The organism is Actinacidiphila sp. bgisy145 (assembly GCF_057708125.1).
In genome coordinates this window covers 70,306-85,451 of sequence record NZ_JBYIRL010000020.1, presented here as the reverse complement: position 1 = coordinate 85,451, position 15,146 = coordinate 70,306, and the positions used below count along the sequence as shown (strand labels likewise).

Here is a 15,146-nt window from a genome sequence, read left to right as displayed (position 1 = left end):
GACCGTCAGCGCGTCAGGGCGCCGTACGCGGCTGCTCCGGCCGGTCTGCCGTACCCGCCCGGCGGACCTTCCGCACCCGCCCGGTGACCGCGGGCCCGGCCGCGATCAGGATCGTCAGCGCCACCGCCAGCACCACGCCCTGCCACGGCTTGTCGAAGAGCGACCCGCCGAGTATCCCGATGAGCTGGTAGGCCGCCGCCCACGCCAGGCACGCCGGGATGTCGCCGCGCACGAAGCGGCGCAGCGGCATCTGCGCCAGCAGGCACGCCACCATCACCGGGATGCGCCCGGCCGGCACCAGCCGGGACAGCACCAGCACCGCCGCCCCGTGCCGGTCGAGCTGCTGCTCCGCCCGCTCCAGCGTGCCCTGTTCGGCGCGCCGCTGGAGCCGGTGCAGCCAGCGCGAGCCGTTGCGCGACCGCACCCCGCGCAGCCCCAGCCAGTACAGCGCCACATCGCCGAGGAACGCCGCGACCGACGCCACCGCGAAGACGAAGGCCAGCGCGACCGGTTCGGTCTGGTGGAAGGCGACCACCGCCGCTCCCGACACCAGCGCGCCGGTCGGCACCACGGGCACCAGCGAGCCGAGCACGATCAGCAGGAACAGCGACGGGTAGCCGACCGCCGACTGGGTGCCCTGCGACGCCGCCGGGTGCGCGGCCGGATGCGCCGCCGCCGCGGCCAGCAGGCCCATCATCCGCCGGCCCCCTGCCCGGCCCGGCCCAGGTCCGCGACCCGCACGCTCTGCCCGTGCGCCGGGCGGTGCACCGCCACCCCGGGCGCGAGTTCGGCGGCGAACCGCTCGAACTCCGCACCGGGCGCGTGGAACTCGTGCGGCCGCACCGCGTCCATGCCGATCGGCCAGTAGGTGCCGTAGTGCACCGGCACCGCCGTGCGCGGCGCCAGTTCGGCCAGCGCGCGCGCCGCCCGCTCGGCGTTCAGGTGCCCGGTGCCCAGGAACGGCCCCCAACCGCCCACCGGCAGCAGCGCGATGTCGCACGGTCCGACCGCGTCGGCCATCCCGTCGAACAGCCCGGTGTCCCCGGCGAAGTACGTCCGCGCCTCCCCGGCCACCACGTATCCGAGCGGCGCGGCGCGCTGCGGCCCGTACGGCAGCCGCCGCCCGTCGTGCGCGGCCGGCACCGCGCGCACCGTCAGGCCGCCGAACTCCACCGCCTCGCCGGCCACCACCTCCACCAGCCGCAGCCGGTCCCGTACCCGCCGCAGCGCCGGCACCGCGGCCCTCGCGCCGCGCGGCAGCAGCACGGTGGTGCCCGGCGCGAGCCGCGCCAGCGAGCCGACGTGCAGGTGGTCGGCGTGCAGATGGGACACCAGCACCACGTCGGCCCGGGCGGCCGCGGGGGTGGGCAGTGCGCCGCGCCGCCGGCGCAGGTGCGCCAACCGCCGTACGAACAGCGGGTCGGTGAGCACCCGGACGCCCGAGTCCTGGACGGTCACCGTGGCGTGCCCCCACCATGTGATCTCCACCACCACGCCGCCACGCCCTTCCCGCCGCTCACGGCACCGACCGGCCACCCGGCCCGGCCGTCCGCGGGTCCGCCCGCCTCTTCGGTGCCGGCGTCGCCGCCGGGGCCGTCCGACCTCGAGCGTATGCCCTGGCCGCCCCGGCCCGCCCGCCGCCACCCGATGACGCCCGCTGCCGCCTGCTGCCACGTGCTGCCACCTGCTGAGACCTGCCGCCACCTGCCCGCCGTCGGTTGTCCACAGGCCCGAACCGGGCAGACCGGCGGATATGGCAGTCTGGTCGGGTGCCTCAGCCGGGAGAGAGTCGGAGACGGGCCGCGAGGCGCAGCGCCGTGCGGACCGTCGGCCGTGTGCTCGCGGTGTGGGTGGTCGCCTCGGCGACGCTCGCCGTACTCGCCGCGGTGCTGCCGGACTTCACGCTGGAGGCGCCCGGTGGCGACAGCCCCACCCAGGTCGCGGTCACCGCGGGGCTGGGGGCCGGCGCGTTCGGCGTGCTGAGCGCGCTGGTGTGGCCGCTGCTGGTCCGCGCGCTGCTGCTGGTGCCCGCGCTGGTGCTGGGCGCGCTGGTGTTCTTCCTCAACGGCTCGCTGCTGCTGGTCGCTTTGAGCCTGACCCCGCACGGCCGCAGCGAGGTCACCCCGGCCACCGCGGTGGTGATCGCCGCCGTGATGTCTGCGGCGTCCTCGGCGACGAGTACGGCGCTGGCCGTGCGCGACGACGCCGCCTACGGCCGCCGGCTGGCCCGGCTGGCCGGGCGCAGGCGGCGGCACGTCGGCGACCCGCCGCTGCCGACCACGCCCGGCACGGTCTTCCTCCAACTCGACGGTGTCGGCCACGACGTGCTGCGCGACGCGCTCACCGCCCGCCCGCCCGCGATGCCCACCGTCGCCTCCTGGCTGGACCGCACCCACCACCTCGTCGGCTGGCGCACGGACTGGAGCAGCCAGACCGGCGCCAGCCAGCTGGCGATCCTGCACGGCAGCAACCACGACGTGCCCGCCTTCCGCTGGTACGAGAAGGAGACCGGGCAGGTCATGGTCTGCAACCGGCCCTCCAGCGCGGCGGAGCTGGAGCGGCGGGCGGTGCGGCGCACCGGCTGCGGCGGGCTGCTCGCCGACGACGGGGCCAGCCGCGGCAACCTGTTCACCGGCGGCGCCGAGCAGTCCGCGCTGGTGATGTCGGTGGCGGCTCAGCGCGCGAAGTTCACCCGGTCCCGGTCGGGTTACTTCGCCTACTTCTCCGACCCGGCCAACGCGGTGCGCACCGCCTGGTCGTTCGCGGCCGAGGTGGGCCGCGAGATAGGCGAGTCCACCGCGGCCCGGCTGCGGCGCGACCGCCCGCGGATCAAGCGCGGCGGCCTGTACCCGCTGCTGCGCGCCTTCGCCACGGTCGTCGAGCGGGACGTGGCGGTGGCGGCCGTCGTCGGCGACATGCTCGCCGGGCGCACCGCGGTCTACGCCGACCTGGTCGCCTACGACGAGGTGGCCCACCACTCCGGTCCGCGCAGCCGCGACGCCCGCAAGGTGCTGGCCCGGCTGGACCGTTCGGTGCGGCTGATCGCCGACTCGGCCCGCTACGCCCCGCGCCCGTACCGGATCGTGCTGCTGTCCGACCACGGCCAGAGCGCGGGCGAGACCTTCGAGGGCGCCTACGGTACGGGGCTGCGCGAGCTGGTGCGGACCGGCTGCGGGCTGCCGGCGCACGGCAGGAGCGGCCGGCGGACCGAGCGGCGCCGCGGCGGTGCCGAGGCGCGGACGGCGGCGCGCACCGCGCTGCGGCGCCCGGAGCGGGGCCGGCGGGCGGAGGAGGCGGAGTGCGAGGGGCCGCCGTCCGATCCGGTGGTGCTCGCCTCGGGGAACCTGGGGCTGGTGGCGTTCCCCGACATCGCCGGGCGGGCGACGCTGGAGGAGCTGGAGCGGCGCTGCCCGGACCTGCTGCCGACGCTCACCGCGCACCCCGGGATCGGGTTCGTACTGGTGCGCAGTGCCGTACGGGGCCCGGTGGTGCTCGGCCGGGGCGGCGCGCACGACCTGGCCACCGGGCGGGTGACCGGCGCCGACCCGCTGGCGCCGTTCGGCCCGGGCGCGGCCGCGGCGGTGCTGCGCACGGACGGCTTTCCGCACACCGCCGACCTGATGGTCAACTCCGCCTGCGACCAGGCGGCCGGCACCGTGCACGCCTTCGAGGAGCAGGCCGGTTCGCACGGCGGCCTCGGCGGGCCGCAGACCCACCCCTTCCTGCTGCACCCGGTGGAACTGCCGCTGCCGACGGCGCCGTTGGTCGGCGCACAGGCCCTGCACCAGCTCTTCCACGGCTGGCTCACCGCGCCGGACCGGCCGTCAGGACCGGACCCGCGGTGTGATCGTCAACTGATGGTTGACGATGAGGAGGCGTCAACCTATAGTTGACGCATGACGGAACAGCAGCAGACCGTACGACTCGACGACCTCATCGACTACGTCAAGCAGCAGAACCCCGGCGACGACCCGCTCCAGAACCTGGAGCACGCCGTGGGTGTCGCCGGACACCTCGGCGACGTCGCGGACCACCTGATCGGCCACTTCGTGGACCAGGCCCGGCGGGCCGGCGCGTCGTGGACCGACATCGGCCGGCACATGGGGGTCAGCAAGCAGGCCGCGCAGAAGCGGTTCGTGCCCAAGGCCCCGGAGGACCTCGGGCTCATGGACGGCGAGGCGGCCTTCTCCCGCTTCACCCCCCGCGCCCGCACGTCGGTGGCGTCGGCCGAGCAGGAGGCGCGCGAGGCCCGGCACTCCCTGGTCGAACCCGAGCACCTGGTGCTCGGGCTGCTCGACCAGGCCGACACCCTCGCGGTGCGCGCGCTCGTCGCGCTCGGCACCACCGTGGCGGAGGTCCGCGCCGCGGTCGCCACCCCGGGGACCGAGGAACAGCCGATCATGGGCCACGTCCCGGTGAGCGCGGCCACCAAGCGCGTCCTGCAACTGGTGCTGCGCGAGGCACTGCGGCTCGGCCACAACTACATCGGCACCGAGCACATCCTGCTCGGCGTGCTCAGCGACGAACAGCAGCCCGCCGCCCAGGCGTTGACCACGCTCGGGATCACCCACGAGGCGGTCGAGCAGTGGGTGGTCGCCACGTTGGCCGCGTACGTCGAGGCCCGTCACACCGAGCAGTGAACGTCAGCCGCCGGCGGCTGCCGCCGGGCCGGCCGGCTCACGCCTCCTTGCGCAGCGCCAGCAGCCGGTAGACCGGATCGGCGCGCGGCACGTCGGGGTCCGGCAGCAGCGACAGGCGCCGGGCCAGCGCCCCGGACTGCTCCGCGTCCAGGGCGCCGGCCGGCGCGAAGTCGCCGCGCGCCACCTTCCCGGCCGCCCACGCCGGCGACATCCCCTGGCCGTGCCCGGTGAAGCGGGCCTCGCCAGCCCGGCGCAGGCCGTGCTCGGCGCCCACCGTCAGCACCCGCAGCGTCGCGTCATGGGCGCGCGCGGGCCGGAAGGGCGCGAGGAGTTCGCTGACGTCGCTGCCCATGTCGTACCCGGCGTCATGGTCCACCGAGGCCACGAACATCCCGCCCGGCCGCAGCACCCGCGCGCACTCCGCGACCACCGCGGCCGCGTCCGGCAGCAGGTGCAGCAGCCACACCGCGCTCACCGCGTCCAGGCTCCCGTCGGCGAACGGCAGCCTGCGGCAGTCGGCCAACACCAGCCCGCCGCACAGCCGTTCGGACGCCAGCCGGGTCATCCCCGACGAAAGGTCCACGCCGAGCACCCGAAGTCCCGGCCGCAGCAGCCGCTCGGTCACCAGTCCGGTGCCGCAGCCCACGTCCAGCAGGGTGCGGGCCCGTTCCGGGACCAGGGCGAGCACCGCCCGCGCCGCGGAGCCCGCGCGCGGAACACCCCCGCGGGCGGCGTCGTAGCACGCCGCCTCCACGTCGTAGTCCAGCATGACGACGAATGTACGGGCGCCGGATGAACGGCGCTCCACCCCGCGTCTTGCGGTCCGGTTACACCTGCGGGTGCTGTGCAACAGGCGGGTGTGCCGTACCCTCACGGCCGGGTCCGCACGGGGGTGCGGCGGAAGGGGGAAACAGGCGCCGTGGCGGACAGGGACGGGGACCGGGATACGGATACGGATACGGATACGGGTACGGCCGGCGGAGCGGCGGCGCGGGCGCGCGGGCGGGGCCGCCCGGACCTGGCGCGGCGGCCCTTCCCGGCGGTGGCCGCCGGCACCCCGGCCGCCCAGCGGCAGGCCCTCGCCGACCTGCGCGGATGGGCCGAGCGCGGCGCCGAGGACGCCATCGACTGGTATCTGCGGGACAAGCGGGCCAAGCGCACCGCGTCACGGCTGCTCCAGGGGCTGGCGATCCTCCTCGCGGTCGCCGGGACCGCGCTGCCGCTGGGCGCCGCCGCCACCGGCTCGGCCGGCCAGGGCTGGGGATACGTCCTGCTCGCGGCCGCGGCCGGCTGCAAGGGCTTCGACCACTTCTTCGGGCTGTCCGCGGCCTGGATGCGGGACATCGAGGCCGCGCACACGCTGCGCTTCGAACTGAGCGCGGTCCAGTTGGAGTGGGCCGCCGACGTGCTGCGGGCCGGGCCCGCCGGCCAGGCCCAGCCCGACGTGCCGCTCGAACCCGCCGAGGTGGAGCGGCAGTTGGCCCTGATCGGACGGCTCGCGGCAGCCGTGCGCGGGCAGGTCGAACGCGAGACGGCCACCTGGCAGGCCGAGTTCGGCGCGGCGACCCGGCAACTCCACGAGCAGGCCGGGCTGCCCGGGCCGCAGCGCGCGCCGGGCGCCTGACCGCCGCGCCGACCGTATACCGCCCGACCGCCGACCACCGTGCGCGGCAGGCTGGTCGACGGCTGCCGCCGCGTCCCTCAGGCCCGGTACAGCGCGTCGATCTCCGCCGCGTACACCGTCTCGATCACGCGCCGCTTCAGCTTCATCGACGGCGTCAGGGTGCCGCGCTCCTCGGAGAACTGCGCGCCCAGGATGCGGAAGGTGCGGATCGACTCGGCCTGGGAGACAAGGGTGTTGGCGGCGACCACGGCCCGCCGGATCTCCGTCTCCAGCTCGGGGTCGTGCAGCAGCTGGGTGATCGGCAGCTGCGGCTTGCCGCACATCTGGAGCCAGTGCCTGACCGCGTCGGGGTCGAGCGTCACCAGCGCGGCGACGTAGGGGCGGTTGTTGCCGACCGCCACGCACTGGCCGACCAGCGGGTGGGCGCGCACCCGGTCCTCCAGCGGGGTCGGCGAGACCGTCTTGCCGCCGCTGGTGACCAGGACCTCCTTCTTCCGCCCGGTGATGGTCAGATAGCCGTCCTCGTCGAGGGAGCCGATGTCGCCGGTGGCCAGCCAGCCGTCCCGCAGCACCTCGGCGGTGGTCTTCTCGTCGTTGAGGTAGCCGGCGAAGACCTGCCCGCCGCCGAGCCAGATCTCGCCGTCCTCGGCGATCAGCACGGTGGTGCCCGGCACCGGCAGCCCCACCGTGCCGAACCGGGTCTGCTCCGGGGGGTTCGCGGTGGCCGCGGCGGTGGTCTCGGTCAGGCCGTAGCCCTCGTAGATGGTCACCCCGGCGCCCGCGAAGAACAGGCCGAGCCGCCGCTCCATCGCCGAACCGCCCGAGATGCCGTGCCGCACCCGGCCGCCCAGCGCGCCGCGGACCTTGCTGTAGACCAGCTTGTCGTAGAGCTGGTGCTGCATGCGCAGGCCCGCGCTCGGACCCGGTCCGGTGCCGAACGCCCTGGCCTCCTGCGCCTCGGCGTACCGCACCGCGATGTCGACGGCCTTCTCGAACGGCCCGAGCCGCCCGCTCGCCTCGGCGCTGCGGCGCGCGCCCTGGAAGACCTTCTCGAAGACGTACGGCACCGCCAGCACGAACGTCGGCCGGAAGGCGGCCAGATCCGGCAGCAGGTCGGCGGCGGACATGCTCGGCTGGTGGCCGAGCTTCACCCGGGCGCGGATGCAGCCCACCTCCACCATCCGCCCGAAGACGTGCGCCAGCGGCAGGAACAGCAGCGTGGACGGCTCCTCGCCCGGCCGGCTGCGGAACACCGGCTCCCAGCGGGCCACCACGTTGTCGGTCTCGGCCATGAAGTTGGCGTGCGTGATCACACAGCCCTTGGGGCGGCCGACCGTGCCCGAGGTGTAGATGATCGTGGCGACCGCGTCCGGCGTCACCGCGAGCCGGTGCCGCTCCACCACGTCGTCGGCCAGATGGCTCCCGGCCGCGCTCAGTTCCGCGACGCAGTCGGCGTCCAGCTGCCACAGCCGGGTCAGCCGGGGCAGTTCGTCGACGGCCGCGCCGATCGTCATCGCGTGGTCGCCGTGCTCCACGACCGCGGCGACCGCCTCCGAGTCGTGCAGCATCCACCGCACCTGCTCGGAGGAGGAGGTCGGGTACACCGGGACCGGCTGCGCGCCGATCGACCACAGCGCGAAGTCGAAGAGCGTCCACTCATAGCGGGTCCTGGACATGATCGCGACGCGGTCGCCGAACCGGATGCCCTCGGCGAGCAGGCCCTTGGCCACCGCCAGCACCTCGTCGCGGAACTCCGCGGCCGTCACGTCGCGCCAGCCGCCCTGCCCGTCCGCACGCCCGAGCACCACCTGGCCGGGGTGGTCCCGGCCGTTGCCGTAGACGGCATCGGCCAGCCCTCCCGCCTGCGGCGTCGTGACCAGTGGGGGGACAGTGAACTGACGCAACTGTGGTTCTCCTATGGGGCCCTTCTGCGAGCCCGTAAGCTACCTGATCCCTGTCACCCGCGGGAGGGGCCGGACAGTACCCGCTCGGTCACTCATCCATGCGTTCCCACCACTGGTTACCGGTCGTAGCAGGGTAGGCGCCCGGTCGTCGGGACCGACCCGTGGGCGGCGCGGAACACGGATCTCCACCAAACCTGCCCTGGTCGAGCACGCCCACTCCACCCCGATTGCGCGGACGTGCGCCCTGGTCAGCGCTTTCGCGTCACTGGCGGGTGCCCGCCCCTCCCGTGCCCCCGGCTGCCGCGCTCACGCCTGCCGCGCTCACGCCTCCAGCGGCCGGTGCAGGGTGTCCCCGGCGGCGAGGAGCGCCCGCGACAGCGCGGCGGCCGCCTCCTGCGCCGCGCCGCGGGGCGCGCCGTGCAGCAGGACGAAGTCCACGCCGCCCAGTTCCGGCAGCCCCGCGGCGCGCGGCGGCAGCCGCACCAGCCCGGCCGGTACGAGCGAGCGGGCGTGCGCCATCACGCCCAACCCCGCGCGGGCGGCCGCGACCAGGCCGCTGAGCGACGCGCTGGTGCAGACCACCCGCCAGGTCCGGCCCTGCCGCTCCAGCACCTCCAGCGCGCGGGCCCGGGTGATCCCGGGAGCGGGGAAGACGATCAGCGGCACCGGACGCCGCGGGTCCAGCCGCAGCCGCTCGCTGCCGATCCACACCAGCGTGTCCTGGTAGACCAGTTGCCCCGGGCCGTCCGGCCCCGACCGCTTGGCCAGGCACAGGTCCAACTGCCCCGCGTCCAGCATCCGGTGCAGGATGCCCGACAGCTCGACGGTCAACTCCAGGTCCACCTCGGGGTGTTCCTGCCGGAAGGCGGCCAGGATCTCCGGCAGCCGGGTGAGCACGAAGTCCTCGGAGACGCCGAACCGCAGCCGCCCGCGCAGCCGGGTGCCCGCGAAGAAGCCGGCCGCCCGCTCGTTGGCGGCCAGGATCGTGCGGGCGAAGCCGAGCATGGCCTCGCCGTCCTCGGTCAGCTCCACGCCGTGGGTGTCCCGCAGGAACAGCCGGCAGCCCGCGGCCTCCTCCAGCCGCCGCACATGCTGGCTGACCGTGGACTGCCGCAGCTCCAGGCGCCTGGCGGCCTGCGTGAAGCTCAGGGTCTGGGCGACGGCCAGGAACGTGCGTAGCTGCACCGGTTCGAACACGCCGCCCATCCTAGCGGCGGTCATCGCGATACGTGATGACAGTCAGTGGGGTGAGTTGGCTTGCCGATGTCGCTGGTGGCGGGCAGGGTGGAGGCGTGCCCAGCCCCACCGGGAACCCGTCCCGCCGCAAGAACCCCGCTGCCGTGCTCCTGCGGCGCCTGCCCGTCGACCCGTACGTCGCCGCGCTGCTGGCCACCGTGCTGCTCGCCGCGCTGCTGCCCGCCACCGGCAGCGGGGCGCATGTCGCGAGCGGCGCCTCCGACGCCGCCGTGGGCCTGCTGTTCTTCCTCTACGGCAGCCGGCTGTCCACCGGCGAGGCGATGGCCGGACTGCGGCACTGGCGGCTGCACCTGGCGGTGCTCGCCGCCACCTTCGCCGTCTTCCCGCTGCTCGGGCTGGCCGCGCGCGGCCTGGTGCCCCACGTCCTCGCGCCCGAGCTCTACCCCGGCTTCCTCTTCCTGTGCGTGCTGCCCTCCACCATCCAGTCCTCGATCGCCTTCACCTCGATCGCCCGCGGCAACGTGGCCGCCGCGATCTGCGCCGGCTCCTTCTCCAGCCTCGCCGGGATCGTGCTCACCCCGCTGCTGGCCGCGCTGCTGATCGGGGGCGACGCGGGCGTCAGCGGGCACGCCGTGACCGGTATCGCGCTCCAACTCCTCGCGCCCTTCCTCGCCGGACAGCTGCTGCGCCGCTGGACCGCGCCGCTGCTCGCCCGCCACCGCAAGGCGCTCGGCTACGTCGACCGCGGCTCGATCCTGCTCGTGGTCTACACCGCCTTCAGCGAGGGCATGGCGGAGGGCATCTGGCACCAGGTGGCGGTGCCGCGGCTGCTGGAACTCCTGGCCGCCGAGGCCGCGCTGCTCGCACTGATGCTGACGGCCACCTCCTACGGCGCCCGCGCGCTCGGGTTCGGCCGGGCGGACCGGATCACCGTGGTGTTCGCCGGGTCCAAGAAGAGCCTGGCCTCCGGGCTGCCCATGGCCACGGTGCTGTTCGGCTCGGGCGCGGGCCTGGCGGTGCTGCCGCTGATGCTCTTCCACCAGATGCAGCTGATGGTCTGCGCGGTGATCGCGAAGCGGTGGGCGCGCGATGCGGAGGCCGGGCAGGACGAGGCGGGGCAGGAGGAGGCCGGGCTACGGTTGCCCGGTGACTCAGGAGAAGGCGTGGGGGACGGCCCGGCGGACGAACGGTTCCAAACCGGGGGTGTCGCCGCAGCGGGCGGCGGCGGACAGGGCTGACCGGGGAGGCGACGGGAGCGGTGACGGGGGCGGCGGTGACGGCAGCGGCTGGGGCGGTGACCTGCGTCCGCCGGAGGCCGAGACCGACGAGCGGACCACCCTGCTGACCTTCCTGGGCTACCTGCGCGAGTCGTTGATCCGCAAGGCCGAGGGCGTCCCCGACGACGTGGCGCGGACACCCGCGGTGCCGTCGGGCACCAGCCTGACCGGCATGCTGCGGCACCTGGCCGCCGTCGAGCTGAACTGGTTCGTGTGGGCGTACGCCGGCGAGGGCGGCGCCGAGCCGTGGGACGACGAACTGGCCGCCCCCGACGGCGACACCGTCGAGGCGGCCGCGGCGGCGTACCGGGAGGCGGCGCGCCGGGCCGACGCGGTGGTGCGGGGCTGCACGGACCTGGCGTGGCCGGGGGCGCGCTCGCTGCGGGAGACGCCCGCGCCGTCGATGCGGTGGGTGCTGGTGCACATGGTCGAGGAGACCGGCCGGCACGCCGGCCACGCGGACATCCTGCGGGAGCTGTACGACGGGTCGGTGGGGCGCTGACCCGGGCGGCCGCGTACCGACCGGCCGCCTACCCGCAGCGCTCCGGCGGGCGTCAGTCCCGTACGGGCGCGGCGGGCGCGGGCTCGGCCGCCGGGGCGAAGCGCTCCTCGCCGGCGTAGACGTTCATCGAACTGCCGCGCAGGAAGCCGACCAGGGTCAGCCCCGACTCCGCGGCCAGGTCCACCGCGAGCGAGGACGGCGCGGAGACCGCCGCCAGCACCGGGATACCGGCCATCACCGCCTTCTGCACCAGCTCGAACGAGGCCCGCCCCGACACCATCAGCACCCGCCCGGCCAGCGGCAGTAGCCCCTCCCGCAGCGCCCGTCCGACCAGCTTGTCCACCGCGTTGTGCCGCCCGACGTCCTCGCGTACGTCCAGCAGCTCCCCGTCGCCGTCGAACAGCGCCGCCGCGTGCAGGCCCCCCGTACGGTCGAACACGCTCTGCGCCGCCCGCAGCCGCTCCGGCAGCGCGCTCAGCAACTCGGGTGTCAGGCGCGGCAGTCCCGGATCGAGCGGCGGCATACGGCTCGCGGTGCGCACCGCGTCCAGGCTCGCCTTGCCGCACAGGCCGCAGGAGGACGAGGTGTACACGTTCCGCTCCAGGGCGATGTCCGGGAGCGGCACGCCGGGGGCGAGAGCCACGTCCACCACGTTGTACGTGTTGCCGCCGTCGGCGGTGGCGCCCGCGCAGTACACCACGCTGGCCACGTCCTCCGCCCGGGCCAGCACCCCTTCGCTGACCAGGAAGCCGACCGCGAGCGCGAAGTCGTCGCCCGGGGTGCGCATGGTGATCGCCAGCGGGCGGCCGTTCAGCCGGATCTCCAGCGGCTCCTCGGCCACCAGCGTGTCCGCGCGGTGCCCGGCCGCGCCGTCCCTGATCCGCAGTATCCGCCGCCGCTCGGTGACGCGTCCCATGCCGTACCCGTCCTGGTGGTCTCGTCGGTTCCGGCCGGTGCTGCCCGCCGTCGGCCGGTTGTCGCGGTTGTCCCGTCGGGCCGCCCCGCCCGCGCACCTTGCCATAGGGTGTGCCAGGCAGAAATCGGACCACCACGGACTTCCCAGGATGGCAGACCGCATGACAGACCAGCCGACGCCGGCCGCAGAACACACCCTGGGCGGAAACGAACAGGCCCTGGCGAAGCTGCGCACCCTGCGCGGCAGCATCGACAACCTCGACGCGGCCCTCGTCCACCTGCTCGCCGAGCGCTTCAAGTGCACGCAGGAAGTAGGGGAGTTGAAGGCCGCGCACGACCTGCCGGCCGCCGACCCCGCACGCGAGGCCGACCAGATCGCCCGACTGCGGCGACTGGCGGCCGACGCCCGCCTCGACCCGGCCTTCGCCGAGAAGTTCCTCAACTTCATCATCGACGAGGTCGTCCGCCACCACCGGGCGATCGCCGCCCGCCAGGACGGCTCCGCGGAGGCGTGACCCGCCCCGCACCGTCCCTCCCCGCGGCCCCCGCGGCCGGGCGCCGCACCCCCTGCGCCCACCGGAATCCCAGGTGAGGAGCACCCCGAATCCTTGGTATCGTGGAGTCGTCACCGAGACCCACCGGTCCCGGCGGCTCCACCGGTCCGGGTGGCGGAATGGCAGACGCGCTAGCTTGAGGTGCTAGTGCCCTTTATCGGGCGTGGGGGTTCAAGTCCCCCCTCGGACACCGCGAAAACCCCTGTTGATCAGGGGTTTTTCTGTTTTCGGCGGCCGGCGCGGACCGGCAGCGCCCGATCTGGGCGCGATCGGGGTTCGGCCGGTGCTCGGTCCGCGCTCGGTGCGGCCTCGGTCAGGGCTTTCGCAGGGCTTCGGCGAGCATCACGATGATGCCGCTGGGGCCGCGGACGTAGGTGAGTTTGTAGATGTCCTCGTAGGTGGCCACGCCGCGCAGGGGGTGGCAGCCGTGTCGCGCCGCGGTCGCGAGGGCCTCGTCGAGGTTGTCGACGGAGAAGGCGACGCGGTGCATGCCGATCTCGTTCGGGCGCGTGGGCTGCGTCTCGATCGCCTCGGGGTGGAGGTACTCGAAGAGTTCGAGTCGGCCGTGGCCGTCGGGCGTCTGGAGCATGGCGATCCTGGCGTGGTTGCCGTCGAGGCCGACCGCGGTGTCGGTCCACTCGCCGCTGACCGTGTCCCGGCCGAGGACGGTGAGGCCGAGGTCGGTGAAGAAGGCGATCGCGGCTTCGAGGTCCCGGACGGCGATGCCGACGTTCTCGAGTCTGATGGGCATGCCTCGCATGCTAGGCCCCGGCGGCCGGGCGGGATGCGTCAGACGGCCTGGCCCGCCGGGGTGAAGTAGTCGCCGTGGGCGAGGTCGTCGAGGAGGGTCGGGTGGGTGGGGGTCCAGCGCAGCAACTCCTGGGTGCGGGCGCTGGATACGGGGGAGTCGTGGGCGTAGAGGCGTGCCATGAACGGGGAGGCGTAGTGGCCTGAGGCCTGGTCCGGGGTGAGGGAGCGGGTGGGGACGGCCAGTTCGTCGGCGATGGCCTGCGCGATGTGCCGCAGGGGCACCCCGGTCTCGGCCACGCCGTGCAGCACGCTGCCCGCGGGGGCGCCCTCCAGGGCCAGCCGGAAGAGGACGGCCGCGTCGCGGCGGTGGACGGCGGGCCAGCGGTTGGCGCCGTCGCCGACGTACGCGGAGCAGCCGGTCGCGCGGGCGGTGGCGATGAGCATGGGGACGAAGCCGTGGTCGCGCGGCCCGTGGACGGTGGGTGCCAGGCGGACCACGCTCGCGCGGACCCCGCGGTCGGCGAAGTCCAGGCAGGCCCGCTCGCCCGCGATGCGGAAGGCGGCGATCCCGGAGGCGTCGGGGGCGTCCCGTTCGGTGGTCTCGCGGCCCTCGGGCATGACGAACGTGCCCGAGGTGACGACGAGCGGCTTGCCGGTGTGCTCCAGCGGCCCGCCGAGCGCCTCGATCGCCGTCCGGTCGCGCCGCTTCATGTCGTCCAGGTCGGAGAAGTCGCCCCCGTAGGCCATGTGCAGCACGCCGTCGGCGGCCTCCGCGCCCCGGCGCAGGCTGTCGTGGTCGTCGAGCGAGCCGCGGTGCACCGCCGCGCCCAGCGCTTCCAGGGTGGCCGCGCCCGCGTCCGAGCGGGCCAGGCCGGTGACGTCGTGGCCGGCTGCGACGAGTTCGGCGACGACGGCGGGACCGGTCTGGCCGGTGCCGCCGGTGACGAAGATGCGCATGGGGCGCCTTTCGGTAGGTCGGGGTGGGGCGACGGGTGGGTCCGCCGCGGTGCGACGGCCGGGCGGAAGGGGAGCCCCGGCCCGTAGCGCCAGTCACTGACTCTAAGTAACGCCATTCACTGGCGTCAAGTAGTGCCAGTGACTGGCACATGGGGTACGTTCGAGAGGTGCCACGTAGCGGAGCAGAAGCGCGCCGCCGCCTCCAGCAGGCGGCCCTGGAGCTGTACCGGGAGCGCGGGTTCGACCGGACCACCACCGCCGAGATCGCCGCGCGCGCGGGGGTGAACGAGCGGACCTTCTTCCGGCACTTCCCCGACAAGCGGGAGGTCCTCTTCGACGGCGAGGCCGACCTGCGGGCCGCGCTCACCCGCGAGGTCGCCGCCGCCCCCGCGGACCTGCCGCCGCTCGCCGTACTGCTGCGGGCCTTCCGCAAGGCCGCGCGGATACTGGAGGACAACCGGCCGTTCGCCGAGCCGCGGCTCGCGCTCATCGCCGAGACCCCGGCGCTGCGCGAACGCGACCTGGCCAAGGGCGCGGCGGTGTCCGAAGCCCTTGCCGAGGCGCTGCGCGGGCGCGGCGTCCCCGACCGGAAGGCCGACCTGGCCGCGCGGACCGGCTGGGCCGCCTTCCACCACGCCGCCCAGGCGTGGATCGACGACTCCGCCCCGGTCGACCTGGCCGAGGGCGGTTCGGCTGCGGGCGGCCCGGCAGCGGGCGGCTCCGCGCAGGGGCTCGACCGACACCTGCTGCGGGCCTTCGAGGACCTGCGGTCGCTGGCGGCGCAGGGGCGCTGAGCACGTCCTCGGCCTCGGCTGACGGCTGCTCA

Annotated in this window: 15 protein-coding genes and 1 tRNA gene; 8 read left to right on the top strand and 8 right to left on the bottom strand. The window is 74.9% G+C overall.

What is annotated here, in order from left to right; genetic code table 11:
• Positions 1-13: 13 nt before the first annotated feature.
• Together AC3ERT_RS19435 and AC3ERT_RS19430 are read right to left on the bottom strand one after the other, a co-directional pair.
• Positions 14-694, bottom strand: a complete 681-nt coding sequence (locus AC3ERT_RS19435) for a DedA family protein (RefSeq protein ID WP_435175701.1) — start codon at positions 692-694, stop codon at positions 14-16.
• Positions 694-1,494, bottom strand: a complete 801-nt coding sequence (locus AC3ERT_RS19430; protein WP_335978683.1) for an MBL fold metallo-hydrolase — start codon at positions 1,492-1,494, stop codon at positions 694-696. Before AC3ERT_RS19430 ends, AC3ERT_RS19435 begins: the two co-directional genes overlap by 1 nt.
• A 323-nt stretch (positions 1,495-1,817) precedes the next feature.
• On the opposite strand from AC3ERT_RS19430, the gene AC3ERT_RS19425 reads away from it, so the two are divergent.
• Together AC3ERT_RS19425 and AC3ERT_RS19420 are read left to right on the top strand one after the other, a co-directional pair.
• Positions 1,818-3,893, top strand: a complete 2,076-nt coding sequence (locus tag AC3ERT_RS19425; protein WP_435175652.1) for a phage holin family protein — start codon at positions 1,818-1,820, stop codon at positions 3,891-3,893.
• A gap of 3 nt (positions 3,894-3,896) precedes the next feature.
• The gene (locus tag AC3ERT_RS19420) at positions 3,897-4,640 is read left to right on the top strand and encodes a Clp protease N-terminal domain-containing protein (protein WP_435175650.1); all 744 of its coding nucleotides are present in this window, start codon (positions 3,897-3,899) and stop codon (positions 4,638-4,640) included.
• Between the two features lie 37 nt (positions 4,641-4,677).
• Here the strand turns inward: AC3ERT_RS19420 and AC3ERT_RS19415 are convergent, their stop codons facing one another.
• Entirely contained in the window at positions 4,678-5,409 is a 732-nt protein-coding gene (locus tag AC3ERT_RS19415) for a class I SAM-dependent methyltransferase (protein WP_335978678.1), read from the bottom strand.
• 150 nt (positions 5,410-5,559) lie between these two features.
• On the opposite strand from AC3ERT_RS19415, the gene AC3ERT_RS19410 reads away from it, so the two are divergent.
• Positions 5,560-6,264: an SLATT domain-containing protein gene (locus tag AC3ERT_RS19410; protein WP_435175648.1), complete on the top strand. Its 705-nt coding sequence runs from the start codon at positions 5,560-5,562 to the stop codon at positions 6,262-6,264.
• A 77-nt stretch (positions 6,265-6,341) separates the two neighbouring features.
• Here the strand turns inward: AC3ERT_RS19410 and AC3ERT_RS19405 are convergent, their stop codons facing one another.
• Together AC3ERT_RS19405 and AC3ERT_RS19400 are read right to left on the bottom strand one after the other, a co-directional pair.
• Positions 6,342-8,168, bottom strand: coding sequence for an AMP-dependent synthetase/ligase (locus AC3ERT_RS19405; RefSeq protein ID WP_435175646.1), 1,827 nt, complete (start codon positions 8,166-8,168; stop codon positions 6,342-6,344).
• Positions 8,169-8,489: 321 nt separating this feature from the next.
• Entirely contained in the window at positions 8,490-9,389 is a 900-nt protein-coding gene (locus tag AC3ERT_RS19400; RefSeq protein ID WP_435175644.1) for a LysR substrate-binding domain-containing protein, read from the bottom strand.
• Between the two features lie 134 nt (positions 9,390-9,523).
• On the opposite strand from AC3ERT_RS19400, the gene AC3ERT_RS19395 reads away from it, so the two are divergent.
• The gene (locus tag AC3ERT_RS19395) at positions 9,524-10,603 is read left to right on the top strand and encodes a bile acid:sodium symporter family protein (protein WP_435135807.1); all 1,080 of its coding nucleotides are present in this window, start codon (positions 9,524-9,526) and stop codon (positions 10,601-10,603) included.
• Complete coding sequence (locus AC3ERT_RS19390; RefSeq protein ID WP_435135756.1) at positions 10,569-11,144, top strand: DinB family protein; 576 nt, start codon at positions 10,569-10,571, stop codon at positions 11,142-11,144. Before AC3ERT_RS19395 ends, AC3ERT_RS19390 begins: the two co-directional genes overlap by 35 nt.
• A gap of 52 nt (positions 11,145-11,196) precedes the next feature.
• On the opposite strand, the gene fdhD is transcribed toward AC3ERT_RS19390, so the two are convergent.
• Positions 11,197-12,060: a formate dehydrogenase accessory sulfurtransferase FdhD gene (gene fdhD / locus AC3ERT_RS19385; protein WP_435135754.1), complete on the bottom strand. Its 864-nt coding sequence runs from the start codon at positions 12,058-12,060 to the stop codon at positions 11,197-11,199.
• A gap of 160 nt (positions 12,061-12,220) precedes the next feature.
• Between fdhD and AC3ERT_RS19380 the strand changes: the two genes are divergently transcribed.
• Together AC3ERT_RS19380 and AC3ERT_RS19375 are read left to right on the top strand one after the other, a co-directional pair.
• Positions 12,221-12,574: a chorismate mutase gene (locus AC3ERT_RS19380; RefSeq protein ID WP_335978670.1), complete on the top strand. Its 354-nt coding sequence runs from the start codon at positions 12,221-12,223 to the stop codon at positions 12,572-12,574.
• A gap of 144 nt (positions 12,575-12,718) precedes the next feature.
• A tRNA-Leu gene (locus AC3ERT_RS19375) sits at positions 12,719-12,803 on the top strand.
• A gap of 123 nt (positions 12,804-12,926) precedes the next feature.
• Here the strand turns inward: AC3ERT_RS19375 and AC3ERT_RS19370 are convergent.
• Complete coding sequence (locus tag AC3ERT_RS19370; RefSeq protein ID WP_335978669.1) at positions 12,927-13,364, bottom strand: VOC family protein; 438 nt, start codon at positions 13,362-13,364, stop codon at positions 12,927-12,929.
• A 38-nt stretch (positions 13,365-13,402) separates the two neighbouring features.
• Complete coding sequence (locus AC3ERT_RS19365) at positions 13,403-14,320, bottom strand: SDR family oxidoreductase (RefSeq protein WP_435175641.1); 918 nt, start codon at positions 14,318-14,320, stop codon at positions 13,403-13,405.
• Between the two features lie 167 nt (positions 14,321-14,487).
• Between AC3ERT_RS19365 and AC3ERT_RS19360 the strand changes: the two genes are divergently transcribed.
• On the top strand, positions 14,488-15,114 hold the full coding sequence (locus AC3ERT_RS19360; protein ID WP_435175639.1) for a TetR family transcriptional regulator: 627 nt from the start codon (positions 14,488-14,490) through the stop codon (positions 15,112-15,114).
• The last annotated feature ends 32 nt before the right edge of the window (positions 15,115-15,146 follow it).